Raw genomic sequence first — 23,401 nt, 5'->3', positions numbered from 1 at the left:
GCAGTCTAAAACCAGCTTTTAGCAGAGATTGTCTCGTTCCCAGTCTCAGACTGGGAATGCCCGTCCTTGAGGCTCCGCCTCTTTTACTCGCGGCAGCAGCCCAATTAACAGCATTTCTAACCTCTGGCTAAAAACGAGAAAAAATCAAAAACGCAAAATCCCCAACTTCTTTAGGAAGTCGGGGATTTATCATTTAGCTGTACTAGTACAGTACGGCGTAAATAAGCCACCCATTTGAAATGTCTAAAACACTTACGTAATGGTAATTACGAATTACGAATTACGAATTCCGCCTTGCAGTACTAGCTACTTTTCTACAGCTTGACGTAGAGCTAATTGCTGTTGTTTGACATTAGGTACATAATTACTACTATTTGATACCCCATTAGCTACAACCCCAATCAGATTTAACTTACTCAGCATAGCTGTCGCTTGATTAAGCTGACTTCGCGTCACAATCCCAATGCTTGCCACCATAATCACACTACGACAAGATGATGCGGTAAGCATGGCATCCACTAAACCGAGAACTGGGGGCGCATCTATCAGAACCAAATCATAGTTTTCCTCAAATGCTGCCATTAATTGTATCATCCGAGGGGAACTCAACAAATTAGCTGGGTCGGTAGGTTTGGGGCCAGCGGTCAAAATATCGATGTAGGCGGAGCCTGAGTATTGAAGACTAATTTGGTTGGGCAAGGTTGTATCACTCGCCAATAAAGTTGAAAGTCCCTGCTCATTAGGAAGATTCAGTTGGTGGTGCAAACTGGGATCGCGTAAGTTGGCATCAATCAGCAGTACCCTTTTGTGTAAACGAGCAGCACTCATTGCCAAACCCAATGCCAAAGCTGATTTACCCTCATCGGCTAAAGCCGAGGTAATCATCAAAGATTTTAAATTAGTGACAGTATTTAAAAGTTCAATGTTTTTGTAAATCAGATCCAGCGATTCCCAACGCGGTGGAGATTGCAATACCTGAATCGTCCAGGGAGCAAGAACTTCTGGCTTGCCAAAAGGCAACTTGATCATTGATTCTCTGGGTTTGGCTGGCGGTAACTTGGGAGTTGTTCCCAACAACGGCATGGCCATTTGCTTCTCTAATTCAGCAGTGGTGTGAACTGCATCATCAACCGATTCACGAAGAAAGGCAGCAATGCCTCCTAACATTAAGCCAACCACAGCACCTAACAGCAAATTCTGTTGGAGATTGGGGCCTAATTGTGCGCCTTTTTGGGGATCTTCCACCACTTCCCAATTAAACCCACCCTTGGAAAGTTCTTGTCGCAATTGTTGTTCTGCTCTTAAAAGCTGCTCTAACCTTTCACGGCTAAATTGCAACTGTGGTAGCATCCGATTGTAATAAGCCAACAGAGGCGGGAAGCGTTTGATTTCAAAACGTAGCTCGTTTTCTTTCTGAGCCAAAGTTTGATCGCGAGCAGTTAAAGCAACTATAGTTGTCTGCGTTTCTACTAACTGACCAGCAAGGCTGAGATCGATTTGGCCCAGCTGTCCTTTTTCGAGAAGAGAATCTCCATTCGTGAATGCACCAGCAGACTTTCCGCCTAAAGTTCTTCCTACTTCTTGTTGCAATAATTCCTTCTGACCCTGAAGCTGTTCTTTGAGCTTTTGCACACTCGGAGTTTGATCTGTAAAGCGTAAGCGTTCTTGTGCTAGTGCCAATTCGCTTTTTTGGATTTCGTTTAGTAAGCCTTGATAGCGAGTAGACTGACTCAAACGAGAAGCAACTAAAGCATTTTGGGGAGAACGGTTAAGTTGTTCTTCTAAAGATTTTTGGCGTGCTAAAGCTTCCCCATACTGAGCGCGAGTTGTCTGTCTTTCTTGGGAAAGATTATTTAAAGCTGTTTCAATTGCTTTGGCCTGTGATTCTGGATCGATTAAGTTCTGATTTCTGCGAAATCTTTGTAAATTTGTCTCAGCCGCGTTTACTTCTTCACTGGCTTTACTTAACTGTTCCCTGATGATTTGCAGACCTTTTTGTAAACGCGAAGTCTGTTGTTGTTTGTTATATTCCAGATAAACTTGTCGAATTGCATCCAAAACTTTTTGGGTTTTTTCAGGATCTCCAGCAGTATATTCAACTTGAAAGATTTTTGTAGCGACATTATCTTCTTTGCTCCTAATTTGAGTTAAGACCAAAGAAGCTTTAATTTCAGCTGAAGTTATATCTGGATAATTAGACTGAAGTTTATCAACTGCTTTTTGGATGAGTCCCGAACTTTGCATCAAGTTAAGCTGAGTTGCAGTATCTATGACCACATTAGAGTCAGTAAACTGATTGTCTACCCCCGCACCACCTTCCGTTTTACCTTGATAGTTAGGTTCTACTAGCAGTTGCATAGAACTTTTATAAGTAGGCTTTGTCTTTACAGTTACTATGCTGGCAATCGCAATAGAACTAATTAATACTGCTAAGAACCAAGGAAATCTTCGCACAAATACGGCAAACATTTGCCCGTAACTTGGTTCATTTTCAGAAGCTGGAACTAGATGAGGATTTAGACTAGTTTGAACCACTTTTATATCCTTGTCTTCAAGACTTACGCTAAGAGATTCTCCGAAGAATACCTATTTTTTTACGAGCCGCCAATGAGGAGAGAGTAAATAAATAGATAATCTGATAGTGGAAAATTCAGAAATCAAATGAATAATTGCTGCACGCCACAAGCTTGATTGATAATTTGCTCAACCTTGCCAAAGAATGCATTTTCTGAAAAATTTGCTACTGCATGATTACGGATGCGATCGTAATCCCAAGAAATGCCGTTGGCTTCTAGTAATGCAATTTGTAGAGATTCGGGTGTTTGTCTTTTGAAAAAGACTCCTGTTTCACCTGGTATTTGAGTATCTAATACTCCACCCGCTCCATAAGCAATAACTGGTGTACCGCTAGCGTTAGCCTCGACTGGAACTAATCCGTAATCTTCTAAGGCTGCGACAATAATAGACTTGGCTTTGGAAAACAAGTCTTTGCGGGTTCTATCACTTACGTGTCCCAAGAACACAATATTTTGTAATGCTTTGGATTTTAACCGTGCTAGTTCTGGCCCGTCACCAGATATTAATAGCCGCCACCCCAACCAATTAAAAGCTTCGACTATTATATCAAGTCGCTTATAACTGATCATCCGGGCGGAGGCCAGATAATATTCATCTTTTATATCTGAAAAAACAAATTTACTAGTATCAATTGGATAGTTCACCATCATTGCCTTTTTGCCATAAATCTTTTCAATTCGGCGGGCAACAACACTAGAATTAGCAATGTAAAGGTCAGGCTCCTGTGCATATTTCAGGTCTACCTTTCTCATGACTTGAAATACTTGTTCGATTAAAGGAGCAAAATATCTATAGTCCCCGTACTCTCTTAAATAAGTTGCTGTATCCCATAAGAAACGGGTGACGTTATGACAAAAACAAATATGGTGGGCATTAGGATTTTTTCGTACTGCTTTGGCGAAGCTGGTGCTACTACTAATAATTAAATCGTAGTCTTGCAAATCCAAGGCACGAAAGGCAGGAAAATATAGAGGAGCCATCGACCTGAAATATTTTGCTGCACCAGGAATCTTTTGTAAGAAGGTTGTATTAACTATGCGATCGCCTAGATCGATCGTTTTTTGAGGATCGTACAAAGATGTGAAAATATCTGCTTCGGGATAGCGCTTACAAAGCAGTTCAAACACACGCTCTGCCCCACCTCGCTGGGTTAAATAATCATGGACGAGAGCAATTTTCATGAAATTTGACCTAAAGTTTCGATCGGGTTTGTTTAAACGCTCCCCAGCAAGTTGTACCAATTCAAAATTCAAAATTCAAAATTAAGAAAGTTAGACAGAACGAAGGTATGTCCGTGTTTATCTGTCGCATTCTTTTTTAAAATTGGTATTACTATCAACAACTTTAGTGTCCCGCAGTATAGCTTTCTATCCTCTTGATGAAATTCTGGCGACAAATATATAGGGGCGTACAGCTGTACGCCCCTACAGCTAATTCATTTGTGGCAAATGTTTTTAGAACCGATATTATCCAACTGCTACTAAGATTTTTTCTGGAGCGAAATAGGCATTTTGCTCGGCTCGTAATTGGTCGCAAAGTCTGCCTTCAGGTAGTTCTACATCCTCATAAGTGAGGACTCGATCTTTAGAAATATCTCCTTTGAGGCGGCACCCTTCAGCTAAACCCATTGGTAGAAGATTTTGCTGTTGGACGATATCGGAATTTTCACATTGTCCGTAGGTCATGTAGTAGCCGATGCCATCTAGGGTTTCTCCTGCTTTCAGGTCGATTTTGGCGGTGGTGACAACATCTACTAACGGGCCTGCTAGTGGAGACATCACGGCATCACCAAATAAAACAGCACGCGCTACGGACAAGGGAACTTCAAAATGACAGAGGTGATAAGGAGTATAGAAGCTGTAAAGTGGGCCTTCGCCTAATTTATATAAGTTGAGATAGTGGCGTTGCTTGGGGTCGTCGTGAGTGGCAAATACATATACGCCTGGGCCTGGTTTTGCTCCAACTACATAATCGACGATGCCGCCCAGTTCTTTGAGTTGTTCAACATCATATAACTGGGTCATTTCATCAACATGACCGCTGAAGTCATATCCCAGCATTCCCCGTTTGGCGACTTTCATGCCTGTGGCATTGGCAACGATCGCTTGCTCGAAGGAAATTTTGCTTCCGTCGGCGAAGCTAGTCACCATGTGGGGCTTTTGACCCCAACGTTTAGCAAATCCTTCTTGGGTAGTGGGATTGCGATAGGGGTCTTGGAGTCCTTTAATGTTACCGCACAATAAGGGAGTTAAACCAATGCTTTTGACAAAGCGATAAAGGTTCATTTGTACCCCTGGCTGATCGCCATCACAAGCGCTGAGAATCACGCCTGCTTTGTCGGCATACACTTTCAGGATGGGGCCAATGGTGCCGTCGAGTTCGGCATTCATCATGATTACATGTTTGCGGTGGGCGATCGCTTCCATAACAATCTGAGCGCCAAATTCCACTGCACCCGTGACTTCGATTAATGCATCGATGCCTTCAGCCCGACACAGTAACTTAGCGTCTTCTGTGACTGCATATTTACCGTTAGCGATCGCATCTTCTAATTCGCTGATAGTTGCAACAACTTGAATATCTTCAATTCCTGCTTCCGAATAAGCTTGTTTAGCTGCACCAATCTGACGATTAGAGATAGCAACTAACTCCATTCCTGGCACTGAATTGACAATTTGGTTGGCAATTCCTCGACCCATAAAACCAGCACCGATCATTCCCACTTTAATAGGATTTCCTGCTGCTGCACGGGCTTGTAAGGCGCGATCGATAATAATCATGAACTAAACTCCTTTTTAGAACTGTTTGTTGTGTTACAAATTCTCGATAATTTTGCACTTAATAATTTTTTACAGCTAAATATTAAGTACATTTTCATGGAAATTATCATTAATGATAGCTACTAAATGGTTGCTTGCTAGATGCTATCACAGCAGTCTGTTTTTCCAGCTATAATTTTTGATAATTTGCTCCACAGCATTTCTGTAGGCTTGGGCAAACTTTTCTTGGGTATTATTTGCTCTTGCATATTCCCTCCCCCTGCTCCCTGCCTCTATAGCGATGGTATGTTTTTTGGAAGTACCTTATCTTCTACAGAGGAACCAGTGTATTGTGCGAAAAACACCTGGCACAGAGAAATATTCTATACACCAACAGTCATCATTCTCAACAAAGGCCAATTTAAATCTTTCTCGGAGATTTCAGTCACATCTAGAGGCCAATCAATGTTAAAGAATGGGTCGTCATAGCGTAAACCTCTTTCATATCCTGGGGTGTAAAATTCACCCACTTGATATACAACTTCAGTCTCATCGGTGAGCGCTTGATAGCCATGAGCAAACATTTCTGGAACATACAAAGCGCGGCGATTTTCTGGGGTTAGCTCTACACCAATGTGTGATAAAAAGCTAGGGGATTCAGGACGCATATCAATAATTACGTCGTAGATTGCACCTTTAGTACAGCGAATTAATTTTGTTTCTGCGGCTGGCAGAATTTGATAGTGCATTCCCCGGATAGTGCCTTTTTTATAGTTAAAAGACAGGTTACATTGGGCAACTGTTGGCTTTAATCCGTGTGCTTCAAATTCTTGAGCGCAGAAAGACCGAGCGAAAAAACCACGGTGGTCTGGCTTTTCTTCTAAATCAATGATGAATGCGTCTTTGAGTGCAGTCTGAGTGAAAATCATGAATGAATAACCTTGATAAAGATATTGATGACAAGAAAACTTGGCAAATTTGAAAACTTAACTTGTTAAAAATCTTATCAAGAATAGTCTTGAGCAGATTTTTATAGTAACAAGCAGCTTGCTTTAACTGAACTATATGGCGCTATTACTGACTGGTTCAGTTAACTTTGGTCTTGGAAAAGTATTGTCTCGATATTGAGTACAAACTTCTGGACGTTCGGGAGAATTAGAAGTGTAGCACAAGAATAAAGTTAGCCTATCTTCTGTGCGTGATGTACCGTGATGTATGGCTTTTTTGGGATCGACAATAATGACTGTTCCTGCCGCTCCTGTACAAGATTTCCAAGCCTCTTTCGGGATAATCTCATTTAGTTCTTCATCTGTGATGCCTAAATGACCAGATTTCCAAAGCTTGTAGTAAGTACGGTAATAGTTTAATTTAAATAAAGAGGTTAAAGAGGCTGGAATATATTCAAAGGGTCCATGCTTTTCTTCAACATCATTTAAGTAAATAATAATTTTGATCATGCGGCGGTCTTCTGCATCTTTATGCCATAGTTGTGTACCAAACTGATTTTTATTAGGGAAATCTTTGCGGAGATGTACACCATGAAAAATGATTGGCAGACGAATGTAGTTTTCAATGATGTTTAGGAGCCTTTTTTCACTTCCCCAAGTAGCAAATTCAGGTAAATATGTAACTGTGTAAACTTGGGGAAATTTTTTATGTGAATCGTCATGATTGCCAGATTCCATTTGGGACGAATAACCATAAGCTGCCTTGAGTAATTCTAGTGTTGAATCGAATCCCAATTCAGCAAGTGTGGTAATATGAATACCATCACATTTAAGATCATCAAGAACTTTGCGATCGCCTTCTTCTAGCACAGGTAAATTAGCAGCGTGTTTTAAAAGTGCTAATCTGTAAACTACCTCAGATACCAGTGAAGATATTTTGCGTTTAATCTTGATCAGCATTGCATGACTAATTTGAGTACACTATTGGCGATTTTCGACTTGCTGCCTTAACTCTGCTCTGGGATAAGTATCATCCCAGTATTGGGTACAGAGTTCTGGTCTTTCAGGAGGGTTGGCGGTGTAACAAAAGAATAGTGTTGAGCGTTCTTCTGTGCGAACTGTGCCGTGATGCAAAGTATTTTTCGCATCTACAATCAAGACAGTACCTGCTGGGCCTGAACAGGATTTCCAAGCTGATTTGGGGATGACTGGTTTTACTTTTTCATCATCGATGCCCCTATAGCCTGACCTCCAAAGCTTGTAATAAAGCCGCATATAATTCCAACTAAATAAGGAAGTTAAAGAGCGGGGAATGTATTCAAAAGGCCCAGTTTTCTCTTTGACATCATTCAAGTAAATAAAGATTTTGATAATGCGACGGTCTTCGGAATCGCCATGCCATAGTAGTGTGCCAAACTGATGTTTGCTAGGGAAATCTTTACGTAAATGTACACCGTGAAAAGCAATAGGCAGACCAATATAGTTTTCGATGAGATTGAGAAGTCTTTTCTCTATTCCCCAGGCATAAAATTCTGGTAAACCTGTAACTGTGTAAATTTGTGGTAGCTTTTCATCTAGATGGTCGTTGTTGGGATTTTCCATCTGAGACAATTGCTGGTAAGCAGCTTTGAGAAGTTCAGAGCTAGAGTTGAAGCCTAAATCTGCCAGTGTTGTGACATAAACACCGTCTTTTTTGAGAGCCTTGAGGATATTGCGATCGCGCCCTTCCAATGCTGGCAGATTTCTGCTATGCTTCCAACGAGCTAGATAATATTGCAAGTCAGCGGATAGTGTAAATATTTTGCGTTTAATTACATTAAACATGCGGGAAATTCTTTCTAATTTCAATGGTAATTTATCAGTAGTTTAGTAGCTTATGGTTTATAATTTCGCATTTCTTGAGGAGATATTTCACTTGATTCTGCTAAACTAAATTCTTTAGAAACCATCACGTCAAAAGCACATAAACCAACTAAAGCCAAAAATGGGACTACTGTCTTAATGGCAGACATAGGCCATCTTCTTAAAGCACCTAAGAAAACTTTTAAGTTGACTTCTTTACCGTTTTGTAAAAGCATTCGCCGACAAAACTGCTTAGAATATCCACTCTGCTCCAATTTCAAAATTACTTCGGGTATGTGTTTGTATTGCATTAATAGTGCAGATTTTGGTTCTTTCTGCCAATAACTCACACCCACAACACATTCCAAATAAGTCTCTTTCGTGACAATTACACGACCATTAGAGGCACAATACCCGGCTAAATATGCTAAAGATATCCAGTTATTCTCAGCATCTTGCCAATTTTGTAGAGCGCGTTTCACTAAATCAGTGCGGTAGATTGTCGCAGTCAGAAAAATGACTGCACCGACACTTTTTGAAAAACAATGCTCAAATATAGCTTTACCATCACCATCACCATCTTCGCTATCTATATCAAACCAGCGATTACCAACAATTGTTGGTGGATGAACTGGTTCACCAGTAATTTGGTTCCGACCGGAAAAGTTGAGAAACAATAATGATAAATCTTCATATTGCTTAAGTTTGCTAATTACATAAGCAATGGCTCTATCTTGGATTGGGTCATCATCACCAATCGTCCAAACATATTTTGTTGTAGTAGAATTTAGGCAATACATAATATTTTTGACAACGCCTAAATTTTGAGGATTTTTATTTGATTTAAATGGAATACTGCTAAGTATTATTTGCCATTTTTTAATCACATCCTGAGTATTGTCTGTTGAACAATTATCAGAAACTAAAATTTCACAATCATCTTCAAAACCTTTGATAGCTTGAGCTAACCATGCTAACTGTTTATCCAGTAATTCAGCACGATTATAAGTCGGTATAGCAATGGTCAGTAATTTCTGCATAGTAAAAATAGGAGTTAAGAAATTGATATATGAATGGTTACAGGTTACTCTCTAGCTGTTTGGGTGGAAAAAGAATTGCCCAAGCTGATATGCTTAACAAACGTAGGTAAGAAATAAATATCTTGATTGTCAATAAAGGCCAACGTTTTAAAGCACCTAATAGGATTTTCAAGTCAGTTTTTTGATGGAAATTCTGCCACATCATTTCCTGACAAAATTTATGACAATATCCTACTTTTAGTAGTTTTATATAAACTTCAGGTATGTACGCATATCGCATTTTAAAGTTCCATGTCGGGTCGAGATCCAAAAGACTAGCGCCCATAGTACATTCTAAATAAGTGTCTTTAGTGACGATGACACTTCCATGAGCAGCACAAAATGCAGTCCAATATGCTTGAGATGCCCAATTACTAGTAGCAGACGGCCATTTTTGTAAAGCGCGTTGCACTAGATTTGTACGATAAATTGCTGCTGATATAAAAAGTACACCACCAAAATTTTCATTCAGGTAACTTTGAAATACAGTTTTACCATCAACTTTTAGTTCGTCGTTATCGCTATTCAACCAGCGTTCGACGACAAGTTGACCTGTTTGTTTTTGACGACCAGAGAAGTTTAAAAACATTAGTGCTAAATCTGAATGTTTTTTTAGTATTGTTAACACATAATCTAGGGTTTTTTCTTGAATTGGATCGTCATCACCAATTGTCCAAACATATTTACTAGTTGGAGCTTTTAAGCAACAGACAATATTACCCATGACCCCGATATTTTCACTATTCCTATTTGATGTAAATGTGACATTACTAAGAATTGTCTGCCACTTATTAATAACTTCTTGGGTATTATCTGTAGAACAATTATCAGAAATAAAGATTTCACAGTCAGACTCAAACCCTTTAATAGATTTAGCTAACCAAGTAAGTTGTTTGTCTAAAATCTGGGCACGATTGAATGTAGGAATTGCGATAGTCAGCAATTTATTCATCTTCTGCTTTGTTTCTTTGGCTTTTTCTCAAAATGTAGAGATGCAGTCTAGCGGCAATTTATTTAGCTTTCAGATGGCTAACTCGATTACTAATGCTGAGGTGAGCGCCATAAAATTTAACTTGCTGATTGCAAATAATTTGATGGATGGAATAAGTCCGAATCAAATAGTATTGATTCGGAAGCTTAGATTGTTTTTCCGTTGCGGCTAGGCAACTTGAGCTATTTTTTATTCCAGAAGAAATCTTTGTCAATTTGCTCTGTCCGAATTAGATACTCTAGCTGTTTTAAACGAGTAAATCCTCTAAACAAAAAAGTATCTTCAGCCATGTGTATTTGACTGAATAAATCAAATAGCTGCTGGGCACCAAGTCGGGCATTCCAATCACATTTAAATCCAGGTAGGATTGTGTTGATTTTCTCGAAGGATACGCGATAGCTGCGGTTATCTGCGCCGTTGTTACCAAAGGACAATTTACAATCTGGAAAAACATCAGCAATAATTTCCGCGATTTCTTTAACGCGATAGTTATTCGCTGTATCTCCCACGTTGAAGATTTGGTTATGTACAATGTCTCGTGGTGCTTCTAAGGTGCAAACTATTGCTTTGCAAATATCCAATGCATGGACTAATGGCCGCCAAGGTGTGCCATCACTAATCATTTTGATTTCTTTGCTAGTCCATGCCAACCCTGCTAAGTTGTTTAAAACAATATCAAAGCGCATTCTGGGAGAAGCACCAAAGGCTGTTGCATTCCGCATAAAGGTGGGAGAGAAGTCATCGTCAGCGAGTGGTGCGACATCTCTTTCTACCAGAGTTTTACATTCTGCGTAGGCTGTTTGGGGATTAACTGCGGATTTTTCTGTGACATCACCTGCGGTAGCAACACCGTAGACACTGCACGAAGACATATATACAAAACGGCGCACACCCATAGCCTTAGCTAGGCTAGCTAGACGAACTGAACCTACATGATTAATTTCGTAGGTAATATTGGGCGCTAATTGCCCGGCTGGGTCGTTGGAGAGTTCCGCCATGTGAACTATGGCTTCAATCCCTTCCAAATCATCAGGGGTGATGTTGCGGATATCTTTGTTGAGGGTTTTGGGTGTCACTCCACTAGGGTTGTAAAGCCAACCAACTTTATAAAAGCCGGTATCTAGACCAATAACTTCATGTCCTCGTTCGATTAACAGAGGTGGTAATAGTGAACCTAGATAGCCTTCTGTACCAGTTACTAATATTTTCATTGTGGTTAATTCCTTTGTATTGATGAGTTAAATTTTTCGTTTAGTAGGGACGCACAGATATTGCCCTATAGGGTGTTGCATCTAAGAGGGAACCGCTATATTTTTCATTGGTATGCAATAACTTGACTTCTCTCCAAACCTCTCTCCTAAGAGGAGAGAGGCTTTGAATCTTACTTCCATTCCCTTGTAGGGAAGGGGTTGGGGGTTATGGTCATTGGACTAAAACCAGAAGCGCTATGTATACGGCTAACAGTTATTACATAGTTGCCGACTAGCCCATTGGGTAGCAGGACTCTATAGCGGTTCTTAATTGATGCACTAGACTTTTTTCTTGGGAGATAGGTATCTTACCCGTCTCTTGTATTTCCAGGCTGGAAAAGATGCCGACTATACAAGATTCATCCTTTTATTCAGCAGTCCCGGAAATAACAACTATGATATCTATGCAGTGACTACACTCTCTAGATGCGAAAGTTGGGGAATTTCTGCTACAAGTGCTTTGCCGATTTCTAGAGAGGATGTGGCAGCAGGAGAAGGAGCATTGCAAACATGAATGGAGTTTTGACCGGAAACAATCAAAAAGTCGTCTACAAGCTTGCCATCGTTCATTAAGGCTTGAGCGCGAACTCCTGCATGGGTGGGAACTAAGTCTTCTGCTTGCACTTCGGGAATTAGTTTTTGTAAACTTCTGGTGAAGGCTGCTTTGCTAAAAGAACGAATGATTTCTTGGATGCCTTCATCAGCGTGTTTAGCTGCTAACTTCCAGAAACCGGGATAGGTGATGACTTCCATAAAATCCTGTAAGTCAAAGTCGGTTTTTTTGTAACCTTCGCGTTTAAGGGATAAAACCGCGTTTGGCCCTGCATGGACGCTACCATCAATCATCCGGGTAAAGTGGACACCCAGGAAGGGGAAATCTGGATTGGGAACTGGGTAGATTAGTGTCTTGACTAGATAGCGTTTTTCTGGGGTGAGTTCGTAGTATTCTCCCCGAAATGGCACAATTTTGGCTTGGGGTTCAACTTGACCTAGTTTGGCGGTGCGATCGCTATGCAATCCAGTACAATTAATTACAAAGCGGGTTTCAAAGTTACCCTTGTTTGTTTGCAATACCTGATTTTTACCACTTGGAGAGATTTTCAGAACTTTCGTATTCAGGTGCAAATCTCCACCCTGCTGTTGAATAAGCTGGGCATATTTCAAACAAACTTGCTTGTAATTAACAATGCCAGTTGAAAATACACGAATTCCACCTACACATCTTACGTGAGGTTCAATTTCCTTGACTTCTTCGGGGCTGATTTTCTGGACTTCTATGCCATTGTCTAAGCCGCGTTGGTAGAGATTTTCTAAGCGTGGTAGTTCTTGTTTTTCAGTGGCGACAATTACTTTACCACAAACTTCATGGTCAATTCCATGCTCTTGGCAGAATTCTACCATTGAACGAGAACCATCACGACAAAATTTAGCTTTGAAACTCCCTGGCTTGTAGTAAATACCAGAATGAATTACCCCGCTATTATTACCAGTTTGGTGAAATGCCCATTGACTCTCTTTTTCTAGTACTAAAATCCGGGCATTGGGATAGCGTTTTCCTAAAGCCAACGCTGTTGAGAGTCCAACTATTCCCCCACCTATAATCGCAAAATCATACATTAGTATTATCGCACTTCAAATTACAGTAAATCTATAAAGTCATTTGTCATTTGTCATTTGTTATTTGACTCCTGACTCCTGACTCATAACTCCTAACTCTTCTTACCATACCTTCCAAGGAGCTTGGTTGTTTTTCCACAGCCCTTCGAGATAGTTTTTATCACGTAAAGTATCCATTGGTTGCCAAAACCCATCATGTCTGAAAGCAGATAGCTGTTCCATATCAGCTAGCTTTTCTAATGGCTCTTGCTCCCATACCGTAGAGTCATCAGCAATTAAGTTGATTACTTCTGGTTCTAACACAAAATAACCGCCATTAATCCAAGCTCCATCACCTTCAGGTTTTTCCCGAAAGCTGGTGATTTTGGTTTGCTCATATCCTAAAGAAATGGCACCAAAACGTCCAGCCGGCTGAACGGCTGTGAGTGTTCCTAAGCTATTTTGTTCTTTATGAAATTTAACTAGCTCGGTGATATTAATATTACTGACACCATCGCCATAAGTAAAGCAAAAAGTCTCATTACCAAGATGTTCGCTGATTCGCTTTAAGCGTCCGCCTGTCATTGTATTATCACCCGTATTTACTAAGGTGACACGCCAGGGTTCAGCATAACCAGAATGCACGTTCATCTGGTTAAAGCGCATGTCAAAGGTAACATCTGACATATGTAAGAAGTAGTTAGCAAAATACTCTTTAATGATGTAACCTTTGTAACCACAACAAATGATAAAGTCATTAATGCCGTGGGCAGAGTATGTTTTCATTATGTGCCAGAGAATTGGCTTACCACCAATCTCAACCATCGGCTTGGGTCTAACACTGGTTTCTTCACTGAGGCGTGTACCAAGACCTCCAGCCAAAATCACCGCTTTCATGCAATTACCTCGGAGATTTGTAGGGATATGATTATTCGACTTTTTCGAGATGAAGAGGATGCACTTCAAGGGAGAGAAATGTATTTCTGATTTCTGTTTCTCCGTCAATAATCTAACTGTAATTTCCGATGAAATTATAAAGGTAAGATAAATTAAAATCTTTTCTATATAAAAGCTCTATGAATATCTATAAATACAGAAATAAATTACTCAATGAAATAAAAATATCACCGATAAAATAATTAGGGTTAGCTGGCGCTAACCCTAGTCAGGCTTGATTTTTTCAATCAAAACCAATAATATACAAGTAACAAAAGTTACTTATTTCTAGTTAGTTTTTTCCATGTTACTTGAGCCTTGGAATAAAGGGTCACATTTGTTTTCGATGACTACACACATATTACTGAGTGCTTGTTGATAATTATCCATGTCATCTTGCTCAAGAAATATTTTGGCAGATGCCTGTATATCTGCGACAGCTTTCGCTTGGTTTTTGTTAGATTCACTACCGCCATACTGTGCCAGTTCATAGCGAACCATACCTCGTTTGAGATATGCTTTTGCTAGTTTAGGGCTTAGAGTTAATGCTTGGTTAAAGTCAGCGATCGCTTGATTATATTCTTGCTGATAATTGCTGCTATATTGAGCAATTTGATAATAGACAACGCCCCGCTGGAAGTAAGCTTCGGCTTTGGAGATATTAAGTTGTATGGCTTGAGTAAAATCTGCGATCGCTTTTTTGTAGGCTTGTTGAGATTCACCGCTGTATTTAGCCATTTGGGCGCGGACAATCCCCCGTCTGACATAAGCTTCAATTTCATTATTATCCAGACCAATGGCTCGATTATAGTCTGCGATCGCTAGATTATATTCCCGATCGGGATCGTTGCTATATTCGGCGAGCATATAGCGAGCATTGCCCCGATTTACCAGAGCTTTGATTTGATTGGGATTGATTTTCAGAGCTTGGCTATAATCTGTAACTGCTCCTTCATAGTCTTTCAAGTTATAGCGGGCATTGCCACGATTTACAATTGCTCTAGCGTGTGTCGGTTCTTGTTCAATTGCTTGGCTAAAGTTGACAATTGCTTTGTCATAGTCTCGCTCTTTGTAAGCAATATAACCCTGCTGATAAGAATCAGCAAAGCTGAGTTTGTTATTTGGCTGGGAAGGTTTGATTGTTTGTTGGGTGTAAGCATTTTGGGAAACCAACGGCTGAGTAAATTTAATCATTAAGTCTGCATATCCCAATAAACCAAAACCCAGCAAACAACAAATAATCGGGTACAACTTTGACTTTTTGGAAGGTTTATATGAACCGCTGGGAGTCATTGGCTGCCAGTAATTAGCTAGCTGCGGTGACATGGCGCGCTGCGGAAAATGCGGTGTCTGATTGTAGCGTTTTTTCGCTTTGATTCGCGGTTGGAGATGTTCTCTAGCTTCTATAGCCCGATGTGATGGAAAGGGGTCGCGTCCACCTAATCGCACGGTACGTTCGCACCACGGACAGCTACGCATGTGGTTGTTGTAGCGATGTTGGGGATTTGTTGTGCAGGTAATCAGGGAATCTTCGGCTTCAGCGATTGCTGAGAGCCAAGTCTGGGCACTGGGGCGCAACTGTGGGTTGTTGTGACCCTCTTCAAAACAACGGACAAATAGTTCTTGTAAGCTGGGATGGAGAATTTCCCAAGGGGGGGCAATGGGAGTAGGTAGGTAGGGTACGTAGCGCTTTTGGCTGTAAGTAAAATGACCCGATGCAATGCGGGCTTCGTAAGGTGGTGGCTCAATTGCACCTTGAAAAATCCCCGAAAAGGGGTGGGTGCCTTCCATTAAAAGTTGAAATACTAGCACCCCTAACCCAAATAAATCGTGAGAGATTTCGCGATCGTGCTGGGCAAAAGTTTTATTTTGTAGTTCTGGTGGAGTAAACTCTGGTTTACCTACTGGGCAGCGATAAACAACATCGCTGTTTGGGTCGGTTACTTGGAAAGAGTCTGTATCTATCAAAGTCACCAGTGCCGTATCACTGACGAGGATATTAGACTCGTTCACATCACCAATACAATATCCACTAGCGTGCAAAGCGGCAAAAGCTGCCGCCAAGTTACGAGCCGTGCGGAGCAGGTACTGATAGTTGAATAAAGGGCAGTGTTGCCGACGGGTTCTGGGGTTGTAAAAGTCGATGATTGGACGCATCCCCTGAATACGTGGCATCAAAAAGCCCAGGATGCTATTTTTGCCATCTGCCGCCCGTAATAAATCCTCTGGCCAAGCGATAGAGATATGCCCTAAACTCGCCGTAGGGTTTTCTGGCGGGTTGGCAAGCATCGCCTGGAGTTTTTCAGCATGGGCAGTGGTTGGCTTGTGGTAAATCTTCGCCACCAAGTCGTTATCGGATGGCACTGCATAAACACAAGCTTCACCGCCACGTCCCAAACTGACATTGAGGCTGAGGATTTCTTTTCTGGGGGAACAACGTAGTACCTGCATAATGAAATTACCGCTAACGGAAGTTATTGTAAGATGTGAAACCTGTAAATCGATTGCTCATGAGTCGTTGAATGCGGCTATAATGAGTGTTAAATCATCATCAGTGCGTTGCGTAATCCGCTCTGAGCGTAAAAATTTTACTAATTGCTCCTTCGCTTCTGTCTTATCCTCGGTATTGGCGACAAATTCAAACAGTGGAAAAAAGAATGGTTTGTGAGGTTCGCCAACAACCATATTCAAAGCCAGCATTTGTAATCCGTCGGTGATAATACCAACGTTTACTATGTCTGTGCGCCATAATCTCATTTGTGCTGCATCTAAGGCATTAGGCGAAGTTAAAAAAGTGGTTTCGTTGATGTATTCACCGCTGTCAGGCGTAGTTAGTGCCAGCAGATTGCCTAGACGATCTTTTGCCACTGCCAAACCATCACCTATCTGAACTACAGCTACAACTTCTGGTGTGGCAACCAGCATAATTAAGGTAGTTGCTAAATCTTGAGGCTGTTTGTCACAAGTAGCCGCCTCATCCTCTACAGCTTTTTTGGCGGCTAGTATGGCATCATTTAAGAGCGATCGCACCAGGATATCATCAGTCAAACTTTTTCGGGTCAGCCCTTTGGTTGAAATGTTTTCGATTGCTGTCTCCACAGCAACCATCGCTCCCACTTTTCCAAGGCTAGCAGAACCCGCGCCATCTGCTGCGGCCGCCACTAAAACATTATCTGACAATATCTGCCAGTGATGAGCATCCTGACATAATTGATTGTTTTTTAAGTGGCTTGTACCACATACAGACGCAGCCACAATCCGCCATTGAGCAATCTGTTTTGATATGTTCATAAATTTTTTTTCAAGCAGCTAGCTGTGTAAACATCAAGCTGCGATTTTCCATTAAACAGTTCCCCAACCAATCGGCGGTAGTGCTACCTGTTCGTCTACTTGTGAATGAGAAACAGCCGACATACTAGTTGACAGCCAGACGAACATCTCGATAAAATTTAATCCTTTAAGCTTTAAGGGAGTACGTACAGTTATTTGATTTAAACGCGTCATATTCGCATTTTCTACTCCAACTGTAAAGAATGCTACCCGCTTGTTGGCCTCGTCTCCCTGTAGGCGCTGGGATGCTTGCTCTACCACTTGCTCTAACTCACCTTGCGGTTCTCCATCGGTAATCATAAATACCCAAGGACGATAGTAAGCAATCCCGTTGGCACGATACTGAGATTTCCGCTCTTGAATTATGTCCAAAGCTTTATGAATTCCTGCACCCATTGTAGTCAAGCCTTGGGCTGTCAAAATCGGCGGATTGAATTGATCGGCAGTCACAAAGTCTTGTACTACATTGATATTACTATCAAAAGTGACGATCGCCACTTCCACCCGTCTGGCAGCTAAGGAATTTTTGACTAATTCATCTTTTAAGCTTAGTAAACCTTGATTTAAAGCCTCAATCGGCTCTCCTTGCATCGACCCAGATGTGTCTAATAAAAGTACACAAGGACAACGGGGTTCTGGGTTCTCAGCAAATTCTACTACTTCATCAAGTCTTAATGTATCATGCATAACTTTTTGTGTTATGTTAAAGTCCAAAGCTTTATTTCCCTTTGCTCAGAGTATATAGTTTCAATCGCCAAGGCGACTACAGAATATAGTATCTATTGGTAGATGCTCTAATCTTTATTAAACAAATTATTTTCATGAAGTTCTCTATATATTTAAGATGAACTTGAGCACAGCTTAGTTTAGCAAAAAAGAGTTTATCAAAACCCAGCATTACCTGTTGTAATGTATCTACCAAAAAGTTATATCCATTAAACCTACAGTACAATAAATACGTAAACTTTCCTAGATAAGTTTTTAAAGATTTTATGTAGAAGAATCGTTTCTTTAAGGAAAAGTAATTAACCATAATTAAGCTTGTTAACTTTAGAAGTATACCAGTGTAACTACGCGAAGTTGGAATCAAATTTGCATCTTGAAGTGAGTGGGCATAAATAAACGTCATTATTAAGGTCTTCACTCAAAAGTTGTCAGTAGTTAGTAAAATCCAGAATTAACCAACATCTACTGATAATCTAGCTATGATAGATGCTTACCTTTATTCATACCTACTTGCTCTTTGAGACAGATTCAGTGAAATGTGCTAAATGTAACAAACGACTTAGAAACCTTACATTTTTTAATATATGTACATATTTTCAAATAAATAATTTGTGGTTAGAAAGATATTACAAAGAAGAGAATACTTTATAGATCATATTTTCAATCTACAAATGTTCGGTTGTTGATTCCGCAAAAAACTTGAAAAATATGAATAACTCAGGTACATTCACCAAACTACGCCCTCTAAGTTTGTTAAGACAATTATCCAATTGTTCCGACAGTACTTGTTTACAAGTATTGAGTAACTCAGTTGCTTGGTCGATTTACTTAGAACAGGGCAAAATAACTTACGCTACCCATTCCGTGGAACCCTTTGATCGACTAGAACGCCATTTGCGACGCCTCAGCCAGCAAATTCCACTCCTTACTAACGAGGTTCGCATTCAAGTACGGCTGATGTTTGAACCTGACTCACACAGTCAACTAATCCAAGATGACAGTAATTCGAGAAGCCACCCTGCTGAGTATCAGGCTATATCCTGGCTTGTTAGTCAACAACATCTACATTCTACACAAGCAGCAGTGCTGATTCAAGAATTAGTTAAAGAGGTCATTGAATCATTTTTACTCATCAAAGAAGGTACTTATGAATTAACAGAACCAATTGAGAAAATGCCAAAAATTTGCAGGCTAGGTGTAGAAAAAATTCTAGATTATTGCCAAGTAAGATTACAGAATTGGCAGGCTTTTGTACCTAAAATTTCTTCTCTATATCAACGTCCATATCTGTTGATTAACAGCAAGTTTGACGATCAAGATTTACCAAATCTACAGCCAGATTTAATTAACTGGATGAAGGGTTTTAGCCTGTGTCATCTGGCTGTAATTTTGAATCAAGATGAAATTCAATTAGCTCGCAATTTATACCCTTACATTCTTAAGGGTGCGATTATCCTCCATGAACCCGATCCACCATTTGATAAATTACCAAAGATTTTTGAGGAGCAATCGCTTTTCTCAAAATTGATTTCAGGGTTAGTTGACACCAAACAAGAACTAAGTAGCTCTGTCAATTCTTCTCCAAATATTCCTGAAGAGAAAATAGTTCCTGTTCAACGATTACCACAGATTTCTACTCCTCCAAAAGAAAACTTTCAAGAATCAACAATATCAAATAACATAAATTCTGCTTCCCAAAGAGTAACGGCTGCTACGGTAACGGTACAAAAAGTCCACAAAATCGTTTCCGTAGATGATAGCCCTACAATTCTTAAAGAAATCAGTTATTTCTTAGAAAACGAAAATTTTTCTGTAGTGACTATTAACGATCCAGTGAAAGCAGTTTTGTCAATTATAAGGCACAAACCGGATTTAATTTTGTTGGATTTAAACATGCTAGGAATCGATGGCTATGAGTTGTGCCGGATTATACGAAATAATTTACTATTTCAAAACACTCCTATTATCTTTGTCACTGGGAATAAAGGGATTGTAGACAAAGTAAAAGCGAAATTAGTTGGGGCTTCTGGATATCTGACTAAACCCTTTACTCGCGCCGAATTACTGAAAATAGTCTTTATGCATCTGACTTAAATTAACTACGTAATTGGTAATTTGTAATTAGAAGAATCTGTAGCTTACCCACTACCTTTCAAAGAGTAATACTTCTGGGTTAATTACAGATTGAATTTTTTGAAGTGCTAGAAGGTTGATTCTTGCACACTGCAAAGCTTAACCCAGAAGTATTGTATTCAGAATGTAATTAACTCAAGTTGGCGAAAAGGCCTATTGCCACAATAGACAGGCTTACCGATGCAAAAACTGGCTCATGTCTGCTACAAACTTTTAGGCTATGGTAGAGAAATCATAATTTGGGTTGTTGTAGCCTGGATTTGATATGGCGGATGTTACAAGGTCAGAACTGCTGAGTAAACTTCTGACATCAGTTCCTATATCTTGGCTGGGCGTAGTACTACCTAGCGATATCAGTTCGCCACCAACAGAAAAATTCCAGCTTTCATTACCAACGAGTGTTTTGTCATCACCACTGGCTTCAATTCGGTTTCCAAGGAGATTGCTGTTAGTTACATTGGCAGTGTTGCCACTACCAAGGATATCGTTTTTACTGCCAGGTAGTGTATTAGCATTACCAAGGATGTCATTGTTATTGCCTAAGTTCCAGTTACCGTTACCGTTGGTTGCGCTATCGCTACCAAAGCCCCAGTTGCCATTACCTTCGGTTTTGCTGCCATCACCGTAGTTCCAGTTACCGTTACCGTTGGTTGTGTTATCGCTACCAAAATTCCAGTTACCATTACCGTCGGTTGTGTTGTTACTACCATATAGCCAGTTACCGTTACCTTGGCCACTGTTACCGATCGCATCTGCACCATCTAATTTTTTAATATCAGATATCCAGTTGTCGCTCTTATAAGGTACAGGTTGACCGTTGCCAGTTTCAGGTAGGTTGCTACCACTTTCCTTGGAGGGCGGAGTGTTGCCAAATGGTAAGTTAGCAGGGAGGTTGCCGTTACCACCAGATGCGCCACCACCAGATGCGCCACCACCAGCAAAGGGGTTGTTACCGCCACTAGATGCGCCACCACCAGAAAAAGGGTTGCTACCGCCACCAGATGCGTTACCACCAGATGCGCCACCACCAGAAAAAGGGTTGCTACCACCTAACGCACTAATATCACCGTCAAGGACTCCAATGAGTTGATTGAACGGATTATTAGTATCAGTTAAAGCCCGCTCGTCAAGTGGTCGCTCGTAATTATATTTGTACTTTCCATCTTCACTGGTTGTGGATGAGTTGCCACCACCGATGAAGGAAGCGAAAGTATTACTACCACTACCAGCGCCACCGGAGGCACTGCTACCATCTAAACTGCTGCCATCGGTAGACTGCCATTTGCCATCACTGAAAGAAAAATTACCATTACCAGTTGGATTGTTGTTAGTACTTTGTGACCCAACAGTTTGATTGCTATTGTCAGAAGTTGCCATTAGAATTGAACTCCTATTACCCAAACTGAAATCCCTCTATCAAGAGGAAGATCAACGACATGAATGAAAGCATTTTTTTACTTTCATTTTCAATAAAGAAATACTAATAAAAACAGCAAACACTATACTTAGCAAAAGTATACAAAATTAGATATCCATTTCAAATGAACAAAATTTAGATTGGATTGCCGATTCTTTAGATTCGATTGTCTATTCTTTCGATATTGTTCAGGTAGATTTCAATAAATTGTCCGGCAATCCTTATGGTGAATGCTTGAGTAGGAGTATTTGCAGTTCTTTTTTGGCTCAAACAGGGCAAATTTAACTCTTTGGAGTTCTAGAATAAAATACAATGCGATTACACTAAAAAAATAAAATTTTATTTTTTTAGTCTATTAAGTGTAAGTAAGAAAATATTACTTATGAGGTTTTATCGAGTTTGAAAAATTCAATTTCTGCGATCGCCAGAGCAAACACATCTAAATTACTCTTGATCCAACTAATATTAAGAACCAACGAAAAAAGCAGCATTTATTATTTGATTATTTTCCATCAAAACCATGTCTACGACGGGCTACGCCTTGTAAAATCGTGGTCATTGCTCATCGCAAAAAGCTGGGCTTGTTGAGAACAGAGAAAAAATAATGTCCCTTTTACATAATGTAATAATTGCTCAACTATGGAGTAATAATGCTAAAAAGTAAAACTAGAGTGAATATTCCAGATAAATTAAGCAACGAGTTCTTTGAAAAGCGCTGTTGTGTTGAAGTTCTTGAAATCAGAAAAAAGCTTGTGTATTTAGATTGCTCGTTTTATGGTATTTTAGCTAAAGCGTGAGAAACCAAATGGCTCTCAATCGTAATGGTTATCCAAGAAGCGATGTCTACGATGGTAACAGAGCGGCTGGTGAGCAGCTTGCCCTGACTTGTGCCGAGCATCTCGACTTTGCTCGATGGAGCCGGAGCCGAGGTAGCGCAGTGGTACCACCCCGGAGAAGCAATCTAGGCGTAGCGTCCCGCAGGGAAGGGAGCCGAACCATGTCGTACCCCTTCGGGGAACCAAGCTACGCGCAGCATCTCGTAGAGAAGTGCGGGCTGCGCCCACACACAAAAGTTAGCTAATTGCGTTTTATCTTTTGTTTTATCTTTTAAAGCTTCACTCTAGTAGAAAACAGAATAATTTATAAGTTTGCTTTCTGGCTCAACTAATAATAAAATTCCTAACTATGGAGTATAAAAAATGAAAAGTGTAGTAAGCGCAGCAGTTATATTAACATTGATTGGTGGAGCAAATTGTCTTCCTAGCTATGGAATATTATCAAATATCAAGCCTTCAAGCATAGAAGTTAAATCAATTGCTCAAGGTAATCATCAGCAATTGATGGCTAGAGTTGGAACTACTTTAAATACTCCATTTTATCTTAGATATGGAAGGACAGCCTACCTCCCCACTGAAAATATTGAAATCAAATTTTCAAAAGTTATCCAGGATTCTCGGTGCCCTTCTGATGTAACTTGTATTTGGCAAGGGCAAGTTATTATTGGATTAGACATCATAAAAAATGGTAAGCAAGTTTCAACGTTAACGCTAACCCTTGTGCCAGGTCGTGATGCTTTACCAATTCAATTTTTAGATAAATATTCGGTGACATTGATAGGGGTTTCCCCGTACCCAAATAGCAAAAAGGCGATCGCACTCAAAGACTACATTGTTAAAATTGTTGTTAGTAAAAATTAGATGGCCAACTTTTGACACGCTTTTGTCTGAAACAAAACACCCGGATTTCTCACTTGTGAAAAATCCGGGCGTATGTAGTTTAAGTCAAAATCAACCAAATAAAAATAATGTCATACTTCCC

The 23,401-nt window shown here is 40.2% G+C and carries 18 protein-coding genes; 2 read left to right on the top strand and 16 right to left on the bottom strand.

What is annotated here, in order from left to right:
- Positions 1-306: 306 nt before the first annotated feature.
- The 14 genes from RMY16_RS09905 to RMY16_RS09840 form a co-directional block, all read right to left on the bottom strand.
- Positions 307-2,535 (bottom strand): polysaccharide biosynthesis tyrosine autokinase, encoded by a 2,229-nt coding sequence (locus tag RMY16_RS09905; protein WP_322736207.1) that lies wholly within the window; start codon positions 2,533-2,535, stop codon positions 307-309.
- Between the two features lie 122 nt (positions 2,536-2,657).
- Positions 2,658-3,758, bottom strand: coding sequence for a glycosyltransferase (locus RMY16_RS09900; protein ID WP_322736206.1), 1,101 nt, complete (start codon positions 3,756-3,758; stop codon positions 2,658-2,660).
- A gap of 285 nt (positions 3,759-4,043) precedes the next feature.
- The gene (locus RMY16_RS09895; protein WP_322736204.1) at positions 4,044-5,357 is read right to left on the bottom strand and encodes an NAD(P)H-dependent oxidoreductase; all 1,314 of its coding nucleotides are present in this window, start codon (positions 5,355-5,357) and stop codon (positions 4,044-4,046) included.
- 362 nt (positions 5,358-5,719) lie between these two features.
- Positions 5,720-6,265: a dTDP-4-dehydrorhamnose 3,5-epimerase gene (gene rfbC, locus RMY16_RS09890; protein WP_322660926.1), complete on the bottom strand. Its 546-nt coding sequence runs from the start codon at positions 6,263-6,265 to the stop codon at positions 5,720-5,722.
- Between the two features lie 132 nt (positions 6,266-6,397).
- Positions 6,398-7,243: a phytanoyl-CoA dioxygenase family protein gene (locus RMY16_RS09885; RefSeq protein ID WP_322736202.1), complete on the bottom strand. Its 846-nt coding sequence runs from the start codon at positions 7,241-7,243 to the stop codon at positions 6,398-6,400.
- A 21-nt stretch (positions 7,244-7,264) separates the two neighbouring features.
- Positions 7,265-8,107, bottom strand: coding sequence for a phytanoyl-CoA dioxygenase (locus tag RMY16_RS09880; protein WP_322736201.1), 843 nt, complete (start codon positions 8,105-8,107; stop codon positions 7,265-7,267).
- Positions 8,108-8,157: 50 nt separating this feature from the next.
- Positions 8,158-9,165, bottom strand: coding sequence for a glycosyltransferase (locus RMY16_RS09875; protein ID WP_322736200.1), 1,008 nt, complete (start codon positions 9,163-9,165; stop codon positions 8,158-8,160).
- A 37-nt stretch (positions 9,166-9,202) separates the two neighbouring features.
- The gene (locus RMY16_RS09870; RefSeq protein WP_322736199.1) at positions 9,203-10,156 is read right to left on the bottom strand and encodes a glycosyltransferase family 2 protein; all 954 of its coding nucleotides are present in this window, start codon (positions 10,154-10,156) and stop codon (positions 9,203-9,205) included.
- Between the two features lie 221 nt (positions 10,157-10,377).
- Positions 10,378-11,406: an SDR family oxidoreductase gene (locus RMY16_RS09865; RefSeq protein ID WP_322736198.1), complete on the bottom strand. Its 1,029-nt coding sequence runs from the start codon at positions 11,404-11,406 to the stop codon at positions 10,378-10,380.
- A gap of 441 nt (positions 11,407-11,847) precedes the next feature.
- A complete protein-coding gene (lhgO, locus tag RMY16_RS09860) occupies positions 11,848-13,062 on the bottom strand; it encodes an L-2-hydroxyglutarate oxidase (RefSeq protein ID WP_322736196.1) in 1,215 nt (404 codons plus the stop codon).
- Positions 13,063-13,164: 102 nt separating this feature from the next.
- Positions 13,165-13,938: a glucose-1-phosphate cytidylyltransferase gene (rfbF, locus tag RMY16_RS09855; protein WP_094351583.1), complete on the bottom strand. Its 774-nt coding sequence runs from the start codon at positions 13,936-13,938 to the stop codon at positions 13,165-13,167.
- Positions 13,939-14,265: 327 nt separating this feature from the next.
- Positions 14,266-16,428, bottom strand: a complete 2,163-nt coding sequence (locus RMY16_RS09850) for a tetratricopeptide repeat protein (RefSeq protein ID WP_322736195.1) — start codon at positions 16,426-16,428, stop codon at positions 14,266-14,268.
- A 57-nt stretch (positions 16,429-16,485) separates the two neighbouring features.
- The gene (locus RMY16_RS09845) at positions 16,486-17,268 is read right to left on the bottom strand and encodes a PP2C family serine/threonine-protein phosphatase (protein WP_322736194.1); all 783 of its coding nucleotides are present in this window, start codon (positions 17,266-17,268) and stop codon (positions 16,486-16,488) included.
- Between the two features lie 51 nt (positions 17,269-17,319).
- Positions 17,320-17,994 (bottom strand): vWA domain-containing protein, encoded by a 675-nt coding sequence (locus RMY16_RS09840; protein WP_322660910.1) that lies wholly within the window; start codon positions 17,992-17,994, stop codon positions 17,320-17,322.
- Between the two features lie 747 nt (positions 17,995-18,741).
- On the opposite strand from RMY16_RS09840, the gene RMY16_RS09835 reads away from it, so the two are divergent.
- On the top strand, positions 18,742-20,127 hold the full coding sequence (locus tag RMY16_RS09835; protein WP_322736193.1) for a response regulator: 1,386 nt from the start codon (positions 18,742-18,744) through the stop codon (positions 20,125-20,127).
- A 252-nt stretch (positions 20,128-20,379) separates the two neighbouring features.
- On the opposite strand, the gene RMY16_RS09830 is transcribed toward RMY16_RS09835, so the two are convergent.
- Both RMY16_RS09830 and RMY16_RS09825 read right to left on the bottom strand, forming a co-directional pair.
- Entirely contained in the window at positions 20,380-21,543 is a 1,164-nt protein-coding gene (locus RMY16_RS09830) for a hypothetical protein (RefSeq protein ID WP_322736192.1), read from the bottom strand.
- A gap of 812 nt (positions 21,544-22,355) precedes the next feature.
- A complete protein-coding gene (locus tag RMY16_RS09825) occupies positions 22,356-22,481 on the bottom strand; it encodes a hypothetical protein (RefSeq protein ID WP_322736191.1) in 126 nt (41 codons plus the stop codon).
- 301 nt (positions 22,482-22,782) lie between these two features.
- Here RMY16_RS09825 and RMY16_RS09820 point away from each other — a divergent pair, with 301 nt between their 5' ends.
- Positions 22,783-23,280 (top strand): hypothetical protein, encoded by a 498-nt coding sequence (locus RMY16_RS09820; RefSeq protein WP_322736190.1) that lies wholly within the window; start codon positions 22,783-22,785, stop codon positions 23,278-23,280.
- Positions 23,281-23,401: the final 121 nt, after the last annotated feature.

The sequence above is a fragment of the Nostoc sp. DedQUE12b genome, from assembly GCF_034530835.1.
Classification (GTDB): Bacteria; Cyanobacteriota; Cyanobacteriia; order Cyanobacteriales; family Nostocaceae; genus Nostoc.
This window is presented reverse-complemented; position numbering and strand designations above follow the sequence as displayed.